General features: G+C 62.0%; 15 protein-coding genes. All 15 read right to left on the minus strand.

The genetic code is table 11. The annotated features are described in order from the left end of the window. Nucleotides 1-137: 137 nt before the first annotated feature. Nucleotides 138-656 (minus strand): hypothetical protein, encoded by a 519-nt coding sequence (locus QMK33_RS04805; protein ID WP_283563421.1) that lies wholly within the window; start codon nucleotides 654-656, stop codon nucleotides 138-140. 102 nt (nucleotides 657-758) lie between these two features. Continuing rightward, nucleotides 759-1253 carry a DUF4385 domain-containing protein gene (locus QMK33_RS04810; RefSeq protein ID WP_283563422.1) on the minus strand — a complete coding sequence of 165 codons (495 nt, stop codon included), beginning with the start codon at nucleotides 1251-1253 and terminating at the stop codon, nucleotides 759-761. A gap of 791 nt (nucleotides 1254-2044) precedes the next feature. Continuing rightward, complete coding sequence (locus QMK33_RS04815; protein ID WP_283563423.1) at nucleotides 2045-3706, minus strand: Ig-like domain-containing domain; 1662 nt, start codon at nucleotides 3704-3706, stop codon at nucleotides 2045-2047. Nucleotides 3707-3794: 88 nt separating this feature from the next. Next, complete coding sequence (locus tag QMK33_RS04820; RefSeq protein ID WP_283563424.1) at nucleotides 3795-4742, minus strand: methyltransferase domain-containing protein; 948 nt, start codon at nucleotides 4740-4742, stop codon at nucleotides 3795-3797. A gap of 116 nt (nucleotides 4743-4858) precedes the next feature. Further along, nucleotides 4859-6727: a tRNA uridine-5-carboxymethylaminomethyl(34) synthesis enzyme MnmG gene (mnmG, locus tag QMK33_RS04825; protein ID WP_283563425.1), complete on the minus strand. Its 1869-nt coding sequence runs from the start codon at nucleotides 6725-6727 to the stop codon at nucleotides 4859-4861. Between the two features lie 170 nt (nucleotides 6728-6897). Beyond that, a complete protein-coding gene (locus tag QMK33_RS04830; RefSeq protein WP_283563426.1) occupies nucleotides 6898-7614 on the minus strand; it encodes a GNAT family N-acetyltransferase in 717 nt (238 codons plus the stop codon). 21 nt (nucleotides 7615-7635) lie between these two features. Then, complete coding sequence (ybeY, locus tag QMK33_RS04835; protein WP_283563427.1) at nucleotides 7636-8103, minus strand: rRNA maturation RNase YbeY; 468 nt, start codon at nucleotides 8101-8103, stop codon at nucleotides 7636-7638. After that, nucleotides 8100-8528, minus strand: coding sequence for an ATP-binding protein (locus tag QMK33_RS04840; protein ID WP_283563428.1), 429 nt, complete (start codon nucleotides 8526-8528; stop codon nucleotides 8100-8102). The genes ybeY and QMK33_RS04840 overlap by 4 nt, the downstream gene beginning before the upstream one ends. 184 nt (nucleotides 8529-8712) lie before the next feature. Then, nucleotides 8713-12216 carry a DUF4175 family protein gene (locus QMK33_RS04845; RefSeq protein ID WP_283563429.1) on the minus strand — a complete coding sequence of 1168 codons (3504 nt, stop codon included), beginning with the start codon at nucleotides 12214-12216 and terminating at the stop codon, nucleotides 8713-8715. A gap of 113 nt (nucleotides 12217-12329) precedes the next feature. Continuing rightward, nucleotides 12330-12752, minus strand: a complete 423-nt coding sequence (locus QMK33_RS04850; protein ID WP_283563430.1) for a hypothetical protein — start codon at nucleotides 12750-12752, stop codon at nucleotides 12330-12332. 93 nt (nucleotides 12753-12845) lie between these two features. Further along, nucleotides 12846-13256, minus strand: a complete 411-nt coding sequence (locus tag QMK33_RS04855) for a hypothetical protein (protein ID WP_283563431.1) — start codon at nucleotides 13254-13256, stop codon at nucleotides 12846-12848. Nucleotides 13257-13349: 93 nt separating this feature from the next. Further along, nucleotides 13350-14888, minus strand: coding sequence for a TlpA family protein disulfide reductase (locus QMK33_RS04860; protein ID WP_283563432.1), 1539 nt, complete (start codon nucleotides 14886-14888; stop codon nucleotides 13350-13352). Nucleotides 14889-14975: 87 nt separating this feature from the next. Further along, complete coding sequence (locus QMK33_RS04865) at nucleotides 14976-16298, minus strand: M56 family metallopeptidase (protein WP_283563433.1); 1323 nt, start codon at nucleotides 16296-16298, stop codon at nucleotides 14976-14978. Nucleotides 16299-16300: 2 nt separating this feature from the next. Then, nucleotides 16301-16666, minus strand: coding sequence for a BlaI/MecI/CopY family transcriptional regulator (locus tag QMK33_RS04870; RefSeq protein ID WP_283563434.1), 366 nt, complete (start codon nucleotides 16664-16666; stop codon nucleotides 16301-16303). A gap of 186 nt (nucleotides 16667-16852) precedes the next feature. After that, the gene (locus QMK33_RS04875; protein ID WP_283563435.1) at nucleotides 16853-17293 is read right to left on the minus strand and encodes a hypothetical protein; all 441 of its coding nucleotides are present in this window, start codon (nucleotides 17291-17293) and stop codon (nucleotides 16853-16855) included. Nucleotides 17294-17322 lie beyond the last annotated feature (29 nt).

The following is a 17322-nucleotide window of genomic DNA, read 5'->3' on the forward strand; positions in this document are numbered from 1 at the left end:
CCTGGGAATAATCCCAGCTTCACTGAGTTATCCACTTATCAACACTAAAAAAGGGCCTTTTTGTGGATAACTTTTTGGCTGACCGGCACCCAACTGGATAATGCCGGGAACTTTCAAGTTTTCCACCTGCTATAAGTCTATTTGGGCCACTGCACCTCCAGGTCGTCATTGATGAAGACGCCGAAGTTGACGAATTGCAGCATACCCTCCTCGAAGTACATGTCAATCATCGACTTTTCGTAGGACAAGCGCACCTCGCCGCCCTCCATAGTTTCGATTTCGGGGGCCGCCTGGCCGTGGCGCTTCATCAGCTCCTTCACCTGGTCGAGCGGGCGGCCGTGGATAACCTCGCCGAAGAGGCGCAGGTTGGGGTTGTCGGTTTCGATGCAGCTCAGGCGGAAATCGTCCTCGCGGTCGAAGTACAGCGAGAGCAAGTGGTCTTCCTCGTAGTAGTTCCAGGCCTGGTGCTCGAATTCGTCCTCGTCTTCCGACTCGTCGATTTCCTCGGGCTCACCCACCAGGGTGCGCACCTCGTCCATGGTGGTGCCAAAGCGCAGCGGGCCCATACCGGTGCCCAGAATGATTTCGTTTTCCTCGATGCTGCTGGGAGTGGTCGTCGGGGTGCTCATGGGAAAGGGGTTTTGAAGTTGAGACAAAGGTAGAATGTGCGGCGTGTAGGGTAAGCTTTAGCTTGCCGGGCACCCGCGCCGGTCGGGTACTTGCGCCAGCGCCCGGCAAGCTGAAGCTTCCCCTACTCGTTACTTGCCATACTGCGCTATGAAGGCGGCTTTTTGGCGCTGGTACTCGGGCAGGGCCACGGCGGCATCCCACTTGGTTTTGAAAATGGCGGCCGCTTCTACTTTATCCACATCGGGATGTGGATTACGCGGCAATTCAGCGCGGCCATGGGCGCCGCTCTGGCCTTTTTTATCGGCGGGCACGGGGCCATCGTATTTCTTGCCGCCAGCGTGGTTGGCATAGCGCCGGGCCCGGGTGTAGCCCATCTGTAAAAACTTGCGGGCCATGTCGGCCCCCACAAAGTCGGCGGCCTTCAGGTAAGCCTCCAGCAGGCCCCAGATGGCCGCCGCCGACTCGTGGGCCACCGCGGCGTCTTTAAAGCGCCAGTGGGGCAGAATCTCGCCCTTGTAGGGCTGCACCAGCAGCACGCCCTGCTCGCCCCGGCCCACGCGGTAGAGCTCGGGGTGCGCTCGAAAGTCGACGGTGGCAAAGTCCAGGGTGTAGTCGAAGGGCATGGCGGCAATTTCCTTTTGGGGCGCGGCAGTTTTTGCACGGCCGCTTTTTCAACGGCCGGCCCCGGGCCAGGGTTGGCGAGGCGGAGGCAACCGCGAGTTTTCCACCGGCCGAAGTTTTCCACAGCCTAATAAGATGAATTAATTTCTTCTTAAAAAAAGCTCTTCTTATTCTCCTCCATCAGGGCAGTGGATAAGTTGATAACTCTCAGAAGTTATCCACAGCGTGGATAACAAGTGGGTAACTATGGGCTTATCCACCGGCTATCCACAGGCAATGTGTATATCATTCGGGTCAGGCTGAAGAACTTAACCTAGTTATCCACTATTCACAGTAGTTATCCACTATTCACAATCCACAGGGGGCGGGGAGTGTGGATAGTGTTCGTAGACGGTGGAAGTTATCCACCGTTATCCACAACGCCGATTAGCTGCTAGCCGGGCCGGACTACCAAAAAAACTTGTCCCCATTTTATCCACAGGCTGCCAGCACTTATCCCCACAGTTATCCACACGAAACTGCTCCACCCCCAGCGGCGGTGGATAACTCGGTGGATAACTAGTGGAAAAACGCCAAAAGCCGCGCCCAGTAACTGGAAACGCGGCTTAGTTATCCACTTTTTATGAAATGCTCCGGGTTAAACCCGGAATTCAGCGCTGCTTATGCACAATTGCCCGCCGAACCAGGTAAGTAGCCGAAAAGCGTCACACAGGTCTTTTCGGTTGTCGGCGGGTGGGTGGTGGTAAGGGGCAGGCTACTGCCAGGCCACCTTTTACCACGGCAACGCGGAGAGTTAAAAGTTGAGCTTGTTGTTCAACTCGAAGCCGGAGCGCACCTGGATTACCTCGGGGTGGAGATAAATGGGCTCGGCGGGCACCAAGAGGTCGGGGTCGCCGCCGCGCCAGCGGCCATCCCCATCCTGGTCGATGAGCACGCGCAGGCGGTATTTGCCGGGGGCCAGGTAGGCGAAGCGGTAGGTGCCACGCGGCGAGCGCAGCTGCGCCACCACTTGCAGCTGCTCATTAAGTAACTGCAAGTCAAAGTTCTTAACCTCCGTTTGGATGGTGCCGGTGATGAGGCCGCTGGGGTCCTGGTCTACCACGGCTAGGCGCAGGGGGCGGCGCAGACCCAGCGATTGCCCCGTAACGGCCAGAATAGCCAGGGTATCGAGGCGGATTTCAATGTTTTTGAGCGCCTTAGTGTCCAGGGTCACCAGCAGCTGGGTGCGGCTGGGGCTCAGCACAGCCTCGGTGGGCACCTTGAGGGCGTGGGTTTTGAGCGAGTCTTCGGTGAGGGTGCCGGGGCTGCGGCCGGCCACTAGCGCCACGGGCACCGGAAACACGAATTTTACCTGGCCCTGCCGGTACACGGTGCGCGGGTTGCCGGCCACGGTGGTGCCCGGCGGCAGCGCGGGCGTTTTGCCCACCGCCGTGGGCACCGGAAAGCGCAGGTTGAGGGTGTCGCGGCGCTCGTTGCCCGTGCTGTCGGTGGCCATGAGCAGGTAGCGGCCATCGCTCAGCACCGGGGTTTTGTAGATGAGTAGCGAGCGGCCGAAGTCGGCCACCTCGGTGGCGTTTTGGATAGCGGCCGGCGTAGCGCCGGCCGCTGGGGCCAGGGCCGCCAGCGTGGCCGAGCGCAGGCCTTCGTTGAAATTTACCCGCGCCTGAGTGGCCGTGGTTTCGAGGCCGGTGCGGCGCGGGGGCAGGCGGTCGGGCCGCACCAGGCGCAGCACGCGCGGCCCGGTAGTATCAGTAACCAGCACTGGATTAGGCAGATATGCTATTTTCTCGCCGTCGTCGAAGCGGTTGTTATTGTTCTTATCGGTCCAGGCGTAGAGCTTGTAGGGGGCCACGCGCACAAAGTTGATTTGGAACTGGCCCTTGTCGTCGGTGCGGGTGAGGTAGTAGGGCTGGCCCCGGCGCACGCCCACCGTGTCGGTGGTGCGGTAGAGGCCCACCACCACATCTTTGGCGGGGCGGGTGGTGAGCAGGTCCACCACCGAGCCGCTCACGCGGCCCGAGTCGAGGGTGGCGCCGGTGCTGAAGCTCAGGGCCTGGTACTTAGCCGGCAGGCTCTCGGTAACGTCCACAATGGCGCTGCGGAAGTTAAACGAGTACGTGGTGTTGGCCTCCAGCGGCTTCTTAAACAGCAGGGTTACGAAGTCGCGGTCGGGCCGCACCGAGTACAAGTTATCGGGCGGTAGCTGCGGGGTAATGAGCAGGTTCTTAGCCAAATCCTTCACCTGAATGGGCTCCGAAAACGTGAGGCGGATAAACTGCTGCTTCACGTTGCGGGCGGCGCTGTCGGGCGAGGTAGCCACCAGGCGCGGCGCAGTTTTGTCGCGCGGCCCACCCTGCGGCGAGCTAATGGCCGCGCAGCTGCCCAGTGCCAGCAAAGCCGCCAGCGCCAGCCCCGAGCCAGCCCACTCTGGGCTGGCCATCAACTTGTTACTCACTAAAAAACGAAAAGCAGCGCGAAAACCCATCAGAAATACCAGCGGCGGAAAAACGTGTGCAAAAGTACCCCGCCGGCTACGGCCGGGGCTAGCGGCCCGCGGCCGCCCGCTCGGCTACGTACACCAGGCTCGAATATTGCCCGCCGTGCTGCGCCGCGTACTGGTTGGATTTGTAGCCCGCCCGCAGCACCGCAAGCGGCCCACCGGCCCGCTCGGCGGCTCGGTTGCGCTCGCTCAGCATACTGATATAGTAGGCATCGAGCGGCAGCGGCAGCGTTTGTGTAACGTGCAGGCCATGAGCCGCTAACAGCCGGCGCATAGTAGCCGGCACAAAGTGGTAGAGGTGGCGCGGCACATCGTACGAAGCCCAGTCCTGGCGGTAGTGCTGGGCATCGAGGCTCTCGGCGTTGGGCACCGCAATCAGCAGCTTGCCGCTCGGCTTGAGCGCCGTCAGTAGCTGAGCCAGTGTGTCATTGAGCGTGTGCACGTGCTCCAGCACGTGCCACAGCGTAATCACGTCGAAGCTGGCGGCGGGCAGCGCGGCCAGGGCCGTGTCCTCCAGTATAGGCTGGCCCACGCGGGCGGCCGCGTCGTGGCGGGCGCGGTCGTTGGGCTCCAGGCCCGTTACCTGCCAGCCGGCGCGCTTGGCCCCGGCCAAAAAGTGTCCCGTGCCGCAGCCGTAGTCGAGCAAATTGCCCACGTGCCCCCCGTTAAGCTGGGTAATGAGCCTCACTTTGCGCCGCACCGTGAAGTAGCGCGCCGCCTTGTACACGCGGTTTACCAGGCCTTGCGCCGCTGAGTTGTGTGACACATAAGCATCTGATTCATAATACTTTCCAATAGTTGCCGCCGAGGGTCGCGGGTTGGTAAGCTGGAAGCCGCAGGCCGCGCACTGCTGGATGGTGAACGTTTCCTGGCTCACCGACCGGTCCTGCACGCGCAGCTTGTCGCGCAGGTCGGCACTTCCGCACACCGGGCAGACGGGTAATAATTCGGTCACTTTGTTGAAAAAAGGAAAATCAAAGTAGACCGTCATGCTGAGCTCGCCGAAGCATCTCTACCACGAGCGTAATCCTGATAATTGGAGAATACGCTCGTGGTAGAGATGCTTCGGCGAACTCAGCATGACGGTCTTTTTCAGGTCGTTATTACTCAACGATTCAAATACACCATCAGCACCGACACGTCGGCCGGGCTCACGCCGCTGATGCGGCTGGCCTGGCCCAGGGTTTCGGGCTGAATCTTGAGGAGCTTTTCGCGGGCCTCGTGGCTGAGGGCCGGCATGGCCCCGTAGTTCAGGCGGCCCTGAATGTGGAAGTCTTCCAGCTCACGCATACGCTGGGCCTGCTGCTGCTCCTTCTGCAAGTAGGTTTCGTACTTGGTCTGGATAATGGCCTGTTCCTGAGCTTCTTCACTAAAAGCCACCAGTTTCTCGGCCAGTTCGGGCAGGTAGGCCGTGAGGTGCGGCAGCTCGATATTGGGCCGGCGCAACAGGTTGAGGGCCCGCGTTTTCTCGTGAATCTCGGCCGAGCCCTGCGCCGCCAGAAAGCCGTTGATGGCCGCCGGCTCGATGCCGAAGTTGGCGAGCACGGCCAGCACGGCGGCTGTGTCGGCCTCCTTTTGCTGCACGCGGGCCAGGCGCTCGTCGCTGGCCAGGCCCAGGGCGTGGCCCAGGGGCGTGAGGCGCAGGTCGGCGTTGTCCTGGCGCAGCAAGATGCGGTGCTCGGCGCGGCTCGTAAACATGCGGTACGGCTCGTCGGTGCCCTTGTTGATAAGGTCATCAATGAGCACGCCGATGTAGGCCTGGTCACGCCGGAGCGTGAAGGCGGGCTTGTCGTGGGCGCGCTGGTGGGCGTTGATGCCGGCCATCAGGCCCTGGCAAGCGGCCTCCTCGTAGCCGGTGGTACCGTTAATCTGGCCAGCCAGCCAGAGGTTATGCACTGGCTTGGTTTCCAGCGTATTCGTAAGCTGCGTGGGCGGGAAGAAGTCGTACTCAATGGCGTAGCCGGGCCGGAACATCTTGGCCTTTTCAAAGCCCGCGATTTCGCGCAGGGCGCGGTACTGAATGTCCTCGGGCAGCGAACTGCTGAAGCCGTTCACGTAGCACTCCACGGTAGACCAACCTTCTGGTTCTACAAAAATCTGGTGGCGGTCCTTGTCAGCGAAGCGGTTGATTTTGTCCTCCACGCTGGGGCAGTAGCGCGGCCCCAGGCCCTTGATGCGGCCCTGAAACATGGGCGATTTCTCGAAGCCTTCCTTCAAAATCTCGTGCACCCGCTCGTTGGTGTACGTGATGTAGCAGGGCCGCTGCTCAGTGAGCCGGGGCGTGTCGAGGTATGAGAAGCGGCCGGGGTTTTCGTCGCCGGCCTGCACCTCCATTTTGGAGTAGTCGAGCGAGCGGCCGTCCACGCGGGGCGGGGTGCCGGTTTTCATGCGCCCGGCTTCCAAGCCCAGCTCTACGAGCTGCTCGGTGAGGCCGCGGCTGTTTTTTTCGCCGGCCCGGCCGCCCCCGAAGTTCTTTTCACCAATGTGGATGAGGCCATTAAGAAAGGTGCCGTTGGTGAGCACCACCGTTTTGCTGCGGAACTCGATGCCCAGCGCCGTGCGCACGCCCACGCAGGTGCCGTCCTCCACGAGCAAGCCGGTCACGGCTTCCTGCCAAAAATCGACGTTCGGAATCTGCTCCAGCGTCAGGCGCCAGGCCTCGGCAAAGCGCATGCGGTCGCTTTGGGCGCGCGGGCTCCACATGGCGGGGCCTTTCGAACGGTTCAGCATCCGAAACTGAATCATGGTGCGGTCGGTGATGATACCGCTTTGGCCGCCCAGGGCATCTATCTCGCGCACTATCTGGCCTTTAGCTACGCCGCCCATGGCCGGGTTGCACGACATTTGGGCGATGGTGTTCAGGTTCATCGTGGCCAGCAGCACTTTCGAGCCGAGGTTGGCGGCGGCGGCAGCGGCTTCGCAGCCCGCGTGGCCCGCGCCCACCACTATGAGGTCGTAATCTTCTTGCTGAAACATAGTAGGGTAAGCTTTAGCTTGCCGTAAATAGTTCGGCGGCGCAGCGGGTAGCCCAGTAGGAATCAACAAAATTACGGTACTATCGGCTAACTACTGATGAGCCCGCTACGGCCGGCTGCCTTGCGGCGGTAAGCTAAAGCTTACCCTGCATGCGTTGTCGGCTATCCCGCTTACTGTGCCTCGTCGGCTAGGTCCTGGGCTTGCCGCTCGCCGTGCAGAAAGGCGGCCTGCCGGTTCACGTCCTCCCAGCGGAAGGTGCGCCAGTGGTGGGTGCGCGAGTTGAAGACCTCGGTTGCGGCCGGGCAGGCGAAAAGCTTGTAGTCAAACTTGGGGTAGCCGTGCACCAGGTAGCCGGGGTAGTAGTAGGCTAGCCCGTGGCGGCGGGCGTGCTCTAACTTAAGCAGCATCAGGTACTTACCCAGGCTGTGCTTGTGATAGCTGGGGTCGTAAAAGTTAACAATGCCCGCAATGCTGTCCGTGCCGTTGTCGAACACGCCGGCCGCAATGAGCCGGGGGCCGTCGCGCACCTCAATAACGTGGGTGTCGAAGACGTTGTGGGCGGCTCCATCCAGCAGCAGGTCGGCCAGCGAGGGGTTGCCGTCGAAGTCAATCGACTGATAATAAAGATTATACAGGTCCATCAGCTCGGGCGAGAACCGAAAGGGCCGGGTGGTTATCGCAAACTGCTCGTTGAGCCGAAACAGGCGGCGCTGCTTGGGGCCGTAGGCCACGTCGGCCAGGGCCAGGCGCAGCCAGTGAGTAGTGCAGAGGCCGGTTTCGAGGGGTAAAAACTCGCAGGTAAACAAGTTTTGCCCCATGCGGTAGTAGCCCTGACCGAGGTAATAATCCAGAAAATCGCCGGGCAGGCGAGAAAGCGCGACACTCATGCCAGCAAAACGTGCCGCGCCCTAAAAGGTGCGCAGCGACAAGCAGTAATCTTCCTTGCGGCGCATGGCCGTCTGGCTCAGCAGGTCTTTGTCGTGGTAACCCAGCAGGTGTAGCACGCCGTGAATCATGACGCGGTGTAATTCGTCGCGGAAGCTGATTCCCAGGTCTTTAGCATTGTCGGCCACGCGCTCCACGCTGATGAAGATATCGCCTTCCAACACCTCGGCATCGTCGGCGTTGTCGAAGGTGATGACGTCGGTGAGCGTGTCGTGATTGAGGTAGTCCACGTTCAGCTTGTGCAAGTAAGTATCCGAGCAAAAGATGAAGGTGAGCTGCGCGATGCGGTACTCGTGCACCACGGCAATGCGCTCAATCCAGGCTACGAGGTCTTCGGCGTCGCGCAGGCCGAATTCGGCCACGTCTTCCACTACAAACTCAATACCGGGGGCTTCGAAGTAGCGGACGCCGGCGGCGGCTGGTACGCTCATGCGGCGGCTTGCTCGGGGGTGGCGGGGTGCAGGGCAAACGTCAGTTCCAGGCGGCGGCCGTCTTTGCTGAATTCCACCTCATCGGCCAGGTGGCGGATGAGGAAGATGCCGCGCCCGCCGGGGTTTTCGAGGTTTTCGGGGGCCGTGGGGTCGTCGAGGTTGTTGAAATCAAACCCAGTGCCTTCGTCCTCAATCTCAAACTTCAACTGGTTCTGGTTGACGTAGAGCGAGAGGTACACGTTCTTGTCTTTGTCGAACTTATTGCCGTGGCGAATCGCGTTATTCACGGCTTCCGTCACTGCCACCATAATATTGCCATAGATGTCGTCCTCAATCTGGAACGTGTCTTTGGAGTTATCAATGAAGCTCTCCACGACGCGGATATTTTCCACGAGCGATGGAATCTGAATTTTAACCTGCTTCATACGGGGGATAGCGAAGGAATAGAAAGAGCGGCGCGGCTAACGGAGGGCAAAAGTAGAAAACACCGGGCAAAAAACGGGTAGCGCCGTAGCAGCGTGGTTTTCGGCTACTTGGCCCTGCTTTGCCTGGATTGGATAAGTAGCAAAGTCGCCTCTACGTACGACTGCCGATGAGGTTACGGTTTGCCTACCGGTTTTTTTGGAAATACTCGCTTACTTTTTGCTGATAGTAAGGAGTTAACGCGGGTTGCTGACGACGTAAAATTTCTGTTTGTTGGTCGGGCGCGGCCGTTTTATACTTCTCAAAGGCCGGCGGGAACACGGGCGGGTGGTTTTGGGCGGCCTGGGCCTCGCGCTTGGTGTCCTGGTCGCGCTCGCGGGCCGATTTTTCGGCTTCGAGCAGGCGCGTCAGTATCTGACGCTGGCGCTGGATGGTTTCCTCGGTGAGGCGCTTGTTGACGAGGTCCGTCTCGGTTTGCTCCATCATCTTCTTCATTTCGGCGGCGTTGCCGCCACCACCCTGGCCGTCTTTGTCCTGGCCCGGCTTGCCGCCGTTTTTGCCCCCGTCTTTACCCTCCTTGCCGTCTTTGCCGCCGGGCTTGCCGCCGCCGGGCATGTTGCCCATTTGCTGCATGGCCTGGCGCAGTAGCTGCTGCTGGCCGGCCAGCTTGGCCAGCTCCTGCGAGAGGGCGCGGCCGGTTTTGCCGCTCTGCTGCAGCTGCTGAATCTGGTCGTTGAGCTGCTGCTGCATCTTGCCCAGGCCGCCCGCGCCGGGCGAGCCGCCCTTGCCTTTCTTCTTGCCCTTGCCGCTGCCGGGCTTGGCGGGGCCCTTGCCCTGCATCTGCTGCATGTCCTGCTGCATCTGCTTGAGGGCATCGGAGAGCATGAGGGCCAGGTTGTTAACGCTGGTCATGGCCTGCTGCTGGGTGGTGGTGGCGCGGGCCACGTCGCGCTGCTTGATGTGGGTGAGGCTCTCGTCCATGCGGCCGTTCATCTCGCCCACTTCGCGGGTCACGAAGCTCTGAATCCGGGTTTCGCGCTTGGCCAGGGCATACAGCGAGTCCTGGATAATCTGGGCATCGTCGCGCAGCTTGCGCTGGGTCTGGCCCAGCTGCACAAAGCGCGGGTCGGTCTGGTCCACGGCCCGAAAGTCCTTCATCAGCTTCTCCTGGTCAAAGCTGAGCGTCACCAGGTTATCGAGAATATCGCGCAGGTCGTCGATGTTCTGCTGCTTCTTTTGCTGCTCATCGTCGCTGGCCTCGTCGCGCATTTTCTTGGCCATTTTCTCCAGGCGCTGGGCGGCGGCTTTCTGGCTCTGGCTGGCCTTCTGGTTCTGGTTTTTGCCGAGCTGCTGCTCGCCGTCCTGCATTTCCTGGTCGGCTTGCTCCTGGTCGGCCTTTTGCTCGTCCAGCTCGTTCTGGTCGCCCATTTCCTTGTCCTGCTGCTTGAGGTCTTTCAGGTCCTCCTTCAGCTGGTCGAGCTCCTCGCGCCGCTGGGCCTGTTCCTTTTGAAGCTGCTGGTTTTCAGTTTTTTGCTGCTCGGCGCTTTGCTTGTTATCGGGGTTGTTCTTGTCGTTTTCGGCGGTTTTTTCGGCCAGCTTCTGCTCGTCTTTGGCCAGCTGGTCGAGGCGGTCGGCGGTTTTCTCGGCCTTTTGCTCAAACTGCATCTGCTTGAACATTTCGAGGGCGCGGTCCAGCTCTTTTTGCAGCGTATTTTCTTTGTTCTCAAGCTGTTGCATCAGCTTCTGCATTTCGGCGTCGGGCTTCTTCTGTTCATCCAGCAGCTTTTGCAGCTTTTCGTAGAGCTTCTTGGTTTCGGGGTCGAGCAAGTCGCTCATCAGCTTTTTCAGCTCTTCGGCTTTTTGGGCCAGCTCCTCGCTTTTGGGGTCGAGCTGGTTTTGCTGCTTTTGCAGCTGGTCAAACTGCTTCTGCATCTGGCTCACCTGCTGGTCCATCTGCTGCTTCTGCTCCAGCATGTCCTGCAGCTGCTTGCGGTCCTGAAAGCTGAGGTCGCGCTTGGTCTTGAGCTTGTCCTGGCTCTGGGCCAGCTCGCGCTCCAGTTGCTTGCTCTGCTTGGCGGCCGCGCTCAGCTGGCTGGCCACGGCATTGGCGGCCGAGGCCAGCTGCTTGTCCTGCTCGCGGCGGCTGGGCAGCCGGAACTCCAGGGGCCGCGAGCGGGTGCTCTTGGGCCCGTGAATACCGTCATTATCAACGGCTTCCACAAAGTATTCGAGGCGGTCGCCGGGGCGCAGGGCCAGCGGGGCCAGGTTCCAGGTGTAGGCGTAGGTGCCGCCCGCGCCGCTGGGTAGGGGTAGCGCCCGGCTGGCAAAGCCGCCGCCCGCATTGAGGCCTGCGCCGGCCCGGTGCAGGCGGTAGTGCAGGCGCAGCGCCGTGAGGCCATAATCATCCGTAGCGGAGCCGCCCAGCGCCAGAAAGCGCATTGAGGTCGTATCCGAAAACGCCTCCACCGTGAGGCTGGGCGGCGCGTCGGGCACCACCGTAAGCTGGTAGCTGATTGGGTTGGCATTGGCGCTGGCCGCGTTGCGCAATTGTACTAAATATTGCTGCGAGCGCAGGGCCCGGCGCTCGGCCACAAAAGCGTCGTCGGCGCGGGTGGCCTGCACCAGCTCGGCGGGGTTATCGAAGCGCAGGGCCAGGGCCTCGGTGGCGGCGGTGCTGAATTCCCAGCGCAGCTGGCTGCCCTCGGGCACGGTGAGGTTGCCGCCGTTGCGCAGGTTTTGGGGGGTGCGGCCGGTGTAGGCGGGGTAGGTTACGCGCACCGTAAAGTCGCGCAGGTCAGGCCGTTCCAGTACCGTGAGCTGGTACTCATCCGACACGAAGCCCGCGCCGCTGAGCTGAAACGCAACGTCCTGCGCGGGCTGCTCGAAGGTGTAGCGAAATTCGCTAGGGTGGCCGGGCACCGGGGCCAGCGGGCGCTCGGGGCCATCGGCGGTAAGCAGGCTGAGGGTGGCGGGCAGGGCCTTGCCGGTCACGGCCACGCTCAACGTAAAGCTCTCACCCTTAAATACTTGCAGCTGTTTGTTTTTAATGACAAACGCAAACGGCGCGGGCCGCGAGTAGCGGCGCTGGTAGTGCCAGATGCGGCTGGTGGGCTGCGTGATGAAGCTCGGGAAAAACGCCAGTGCCAGCAGCAGCACTGCCAGCGGCGGCAGCACGTACTTCCACAGCGGCCGGCTTTGCTGCTGAATGTTGATGCCTTGAGCAAACGACACGCCGTGCAGCTGGGCGGCGCGCTGCTCCAGGCTGGCCAGCAGCAGTGCATTGCCGCGGGCCTGGCCTTGCAGCTGCAAGGCGTTGAGCAGGCGGTCTTGCACCTGCGGAAACAACTCGCCCACCTGGCGGGCGGCCTGCTCATCGCTGAGCAGCCGGCGCAGGTTGGCTAGTGCGGCCAGCGGCTGCCACAGCCAGCGCCCTACCGCGTACACAGCCAGCGTCAGGAAGCCAAACAGCAGCCCCGCCCGCACTACTGGGGGCAGGTAGAGGAAGTATTCGAGAGTGTTGAGCACCACGAACAAGCTCAGCAGCAGGGCCGCCGCCACCAGGCCGCCGCGCACCAGCAGGCTCAGGTAAAACTTGCGCTTGTAGGCTTCCAGCTCGGCCCGCACCTGGGCCAGGGCCGGAAAATCGGTCGAAGAAACCCCGGCTGCCGCAGCCGGGGGAGTCGCTACCATCGTCATAGGCGGAAAGAAAAGGGGCCTTGTGGCAGCCCGCGCCGCAACAAGTTACACCCACCCGGCCAACGCCGCCGGGTGGGTGGGTAGTTCGGCCGGGCCGCTGGCGAGTACTAGTTGGGGCCCCGGCCGGGCGGGGCCGCGGGCGCGCTGGGCGGCACCAGCTTGCGCAAGCGCTTGTCGAAGGCGCGTACCGAGTGCTTACGCTTGCCCGCCTTTGTAGTGATAACCAAAACGCCCAGCCGGGCCTCATCGGGCCCCAATTGGCGAGCCGTCTCGGCTCTCATAACGCTGATAGTGGCAATATCACTGGGGCTGACGGCTAACAGCGCCGTCGAGTCGAGTCGCTGCCCATCCAGGTAAATCACCGATGAGAGTCCTTTAGCCTGGAGGCCATCCAGGGCCATCAGGGGGGTGGTTGATATGCCTTTGGGGGCGTTCTGAATACGGGGGCCACGAGCGGTATCCAGCGCTTGAGCGTGGGCCCCGACCGGGCGCAATGCCCAGGCTGCCACCAAAGCAGCCAGTAACTTCATTGAATAACGCATAAAGGTAAAATTATGGTTATAAATGTATTACGCGATAAACAGAAGAACTTCTCTAAACTCGGTGTTGGTTTGGGTGTTCTCTCAACCTTCCTTCAGCCACGCAATGGCCGCGCCCTCCTCGCCGAAAAAGCCGACGATGAACGGCCGACCCTGGTACGAAGCCAGCGGCTGAAAATCGGGGGCCGCCTCAATGAGGCCGCGCAGGGTGGGGCCCACCAGGTAGGCCACCCGCAGTGGCTTGGCGAGCTGCTCGGCCATATCGGGGAAGTACTCGGTGAGCAGCCACTGCGTGGTGTAGGGGTCGTTGAGGTTGCGGTGCCTGATGTCTTGCAGCCAGCGCTGGGCCCCGTGCTGCAGCGCGATGGCGGCCAGGCGCTCATACTGGGCGGGCAGCTCGGCGGGTGTGGGCTGGTAGCCCCAGCGGCCGATAAGGATGGCCAAATCGGGGCGATAGGTGAGGTGAAGCAGCTCGGTAGGAAGGCCCGTCGTCATGCAGTAAGTAGGGAAATAAGGCCGCGAATGTAGCAGCACTTTCCCTAAGTGGCGACCGGTTCAGGTTATTGATTTCTGAAGACTTTTTGAAGCTCAGTGCGTCAGGGCCAGCCGCTCGCGCACTTGCTGGTACAGCTTTTCGCCGTCGCTGGGGCGGTAGATATCAGCCTGCACCAGCCGGCCGCTTTTGTCAAACAGCAGGTAGTAGGGCACGTGCGGCACGGTAGTTTCGAGGGCTTTTTGCAGCGCCGGTGGGGCCAGGTAGTGGTAGCCTTGCAGGCGGTACTTGGCGGCCATGGCAGCCCACTTTTCGCGCAGCGCCGGCTTATCAACGGAGATATACAAAATATCTATGTCGTTGTTAGCTAAGAATTTGTGCAGCGCTGGCTCGTGCGAAAACTCGGCCACGCAGGGTCCGCACCAGGTAGCCCAAAAATCGACGAACACCGCCCGGCCCGGCCGCTGCGCCCGCACCAGCCCCCCGAGCGTACGCACCGTGTCGAGGCCCGGCGCGGGGCTAAAGGCCAGCGCCTTAGCGCCTAATTCGTAGTGGCCGAAAGCCAGGCCCTGGCCTGCCAGCGCGGGCCCCGCAGCCATCGCCTGGGTGGCGGCGCGGGCCAGCAGCGGCGCGTAGGGGCTGGCCGGAAAGCGCTGGCGGTACGCGGCCACCACGGCCACCAGGTCGGGGGGGCTGATGGCTTTGAGCGCCACGGCGTTCAGAATAGTCATGCCCATGCCCTGCTCCTGCCCGGCCAGCGGCGCGTAATCAAACACCTCCACCACCTCATCAACCCCGAGCAGTTGCTGGTGAAAGCTGGCCCATAAGTGATTGGCGGGCCGTGAACCGGCCAGCAGCCCCCGGCTCACAAACGTGGCCTTGAGGCGGTCAGTGCCCAGCGTGGTAAAGCGGTAGCCGGGCAGGTTGGGGTTATAGCGGGCAAAAAGCTGCGCCGCCAGCTTGCCGCGCTCCGCCGGGCTGAGGCGCAGGGGCAGGCGCGCGCGCACCGAGTCGGTGGCGTAGGCCAGCAGCAGGCCGCCGGCCCAAAAAACCAGTCGCTGCTCAGTTTCGGCTTGCAGGTAGGCGTGGCAACCGGCCGAAATGCGCCCTTGCTGCCGGAGTGCGGCCAGCCGGTCGAGGCTGGGTTGCAGCAGCCCTTGCAGCCGGGCCAGCACCGCCGCCGCCGTGGGAGCCGCGCCCAGCAGGTTGCCCACGCGCTCCTGGTCGGCGGGGCCGTTGTTGAGCAGCTTGCCGTTGGCCAGCAGGTCGTTGGCGGCCGCATTGGTGCCGTTAAAGGCGTAGGTTGGCCTGGCCTGGCCGGTGGTAGTTTGGGTGAAGCTCACCTGCGCGCCGGGCTCCACAAACGCCCACACCTGGGGGGCGCATTTGCCCGTGAGCAGCACCAGGCCGGTGGGCGCGTGGTGCAGCCGGTAGCGAAAGCGGCCGCCCTGCACGAGCGTTTCGTTGGGCTCGGCGGCGAAGAAGTAGTTGAGCCGCCCGCCCACAATCGGCTCGGCCACCGCCACGGTAGTGGAGTCGGGGCAGCCGGCCAGCTGACCGCTAATGGTGATTGGGGCCTGGGCGCGCGCCGCCAGGCAGCTGGCCAGCGCCAGCGCAAAAGGAAAGTACCGCATTGATTATCAAGTATAAAAGAAGCGACTAGATGCTAGTCGCTTCTTTGGTTTACAGTGTCTTGCCGCACTGTTCGGCTGGCTAAAAGCTTATTTTGCTACGGGCTGGCCTTGCGCATCAAACAACTGCTGCTGCCGCTGCCCGGCCTCCATAAAGATGGCTTGGTAGCGGCCGGGCTGGTTTTTAACCATAAAAACGCTTTCTATCTTGGCGTTGGGGTAGGTTTTGGTGATGTAGGCCTGGGCGGCGGCCAGGGCAGCCTGCTGCGCCGCCGTAGCCGGCTGCACGGAGAATTGCTTGTTAAAAGCCAGCACATCCGGCGCGTTGGCCTTGGCTTTGGTCGTAATCAGTACCGCGCCTTCGGCCGAAACCTGGCCCAGGCCCAGCACCTGCAAGCGCTTCGCATCCTTCACTACGCTTACGGATGCAATATTATCGGGGCTAATATTATTGAGCGCATCAGCGGTAGTAACCTTACCATCAACGTAGTAAGTAGCCTTGCTAAGGGATGGCTTTGGGGCTGGTACCGGCGTAGGGGCCACCTGCGCGTGGGCCGATGAGTAGCCCAGCGCCAGCGCCACCAGCAGCGGCGCGGCCAGCAGGTAGCGCCCCAGCTGGCGCGTGGTCGAAGCGGGTTGGTTGAGCATGGTAATGCGGTTTTTGAGGGTGAGAAAGGAAAAGTGAAACGCCAGGGCGGGTGCGGGCACGCCGCCCGGCTGCTGCCGCAGCAGGCTATACTGGTAGGCGCGGCGGTCGAGGCCGGTTTGCAGAGCGGCGTGGTCGGCCAGGTATTCGAGGTTGTCGAGCACGGCGCGGCGCAGTAGCCAGGCCGCAGGGTTGGCCCAGGCCAGGGCAGTGGCCAGCTGGGTTAGCAGCACATCGAGGGTATGAAGCTGGCGCACATGGGCTTGCTCGTGGCGCAGGGCCGGGGCCAGGTTTGCCGCGTCGGCCAGCGTGGCCGCGCTCAGGTAGATGGTGCGGCCAAACGAAAACGGCCCGCCCGCGCCCGCCCGCACCCGCACCGCCTGGCCCAGCACCACGGCCGGCCGCGCGCGGGCCCGCACCCACGCCAGGCTCATCAGCTGGGCTAGCAGGCGCAGCAGCAGCAAGCCCGTGCCCGCAGCATAAATACTGATTATAAGTAATTTATAATCAACACTATGCATTTGCGCAACAACGGCCGCTGGGCCTGCGCCAGTAGCCAGCGTAGCCGCCGGCAGCAGCCGCGCCGACGCCGGCAGCAGCGCCGGCACCGGCAGCGCCGGGTACACGGCCGCAAATAGCAGGGCCAGCAGTAGGTAAGCCCGGTTCAGCTGGAAAAACGTGAGCCGGCGTAGCAGCCCGTAGTAGGCGGCCGCAAACAGCAGCAGCACCGCATTGGCCCGCAGCAGGTAATCGAAAAGAGCCGCCATCGCTACTCGGGTTTTTGCTGTTCGATGAGCCGGATAATCTCCTGCAAGTCGGCGGCGCTGACCTTCTCCTCTTTGGCAAAAAACGAAACCAGCTCCTTGTACGAGTCGCGGAAGTGCTCGCGCACCAGCGCGCCCAGCGAGCGGCGCTGGTAGTCCTCGGCGCTCACCAAGGCCGCGTAGCGGAAGGAATTACCCAGCTTTTCGGCGCTGATGTACAGCTTGCGCTCCAGGTTGCGCAGCGTGCTGGCCAGGGTAGTGTAGGGCGGGCGCGGCGCGGGCAGCGCCTCCAGCACATCCTTCACAAAGGCCGGGCTGGTATGCCAGAGGGCACGCAGGGCGTCTTCTTCGGGTTGGGTGAGGCGTTCCATGTGTGCTTATTACGAATTTTTCGTAATACTACGAATGATTCGTAATAAGAAACTCAGTGTTCGGGTAAAAATTTCTGCTAATGCAAAAAAAAGTGCTTTCCCTTGGGAGAAAAGCACTTTTTTAGCTCTAAATAAAATAAGCTTACTAGCTCATAATGAACGGCTATACTACTTGGCTACACCAAATCAGGCCGCCTCGCGGCCCGCCAGCTGGTGCGCTTGCAGCCACTGAATGGCCGCGCCCTCATTGCCAAAAAAATCGAGCGCGTAGGGAGTGTTGCCGTAGGCCTCGGGGGGAGCGTAGTCGGGGGCGGCCACAATTTGGCGGTGCATGGCGGGGCTAAACAGGTAGGCCACAAACAGGCGTTGGCCCAGGCAGCGGGCCACCTCGGGGTAGTACTCGTCCAGGAGCCAGCGCTTGGTTTGCTGGTCGGGTGAGGTCCGGCGGCGCAGGTCTTGCAGCCAAGACCGGCAGCCTGTGGCCAGGGCCTGGTCGGCGAGCTGGTAGTAGCAGGGGCGCAAGGCGGCGGGCTGCTCGGGCTGGTAGCGCCAGCGGCCCAGCAAAATATCGAGGTCGGGGCGCGGCGTAAGTTCTAGCAGGGGCGGGTGGAGCGGCTGGGCGGGCATAGGCGGGCAAAGTCAGACGGTACATCTGC

Origin of the sequence: Hymenobacter sp. H14-R3, from assembly GCF_030063445.1 — a bacterium.
Classification (GTDB): Bacteria; Bacteroidota; Bacteroidia; order Cytophagales; family Hymenobacteraceae; genus Hymenobacter.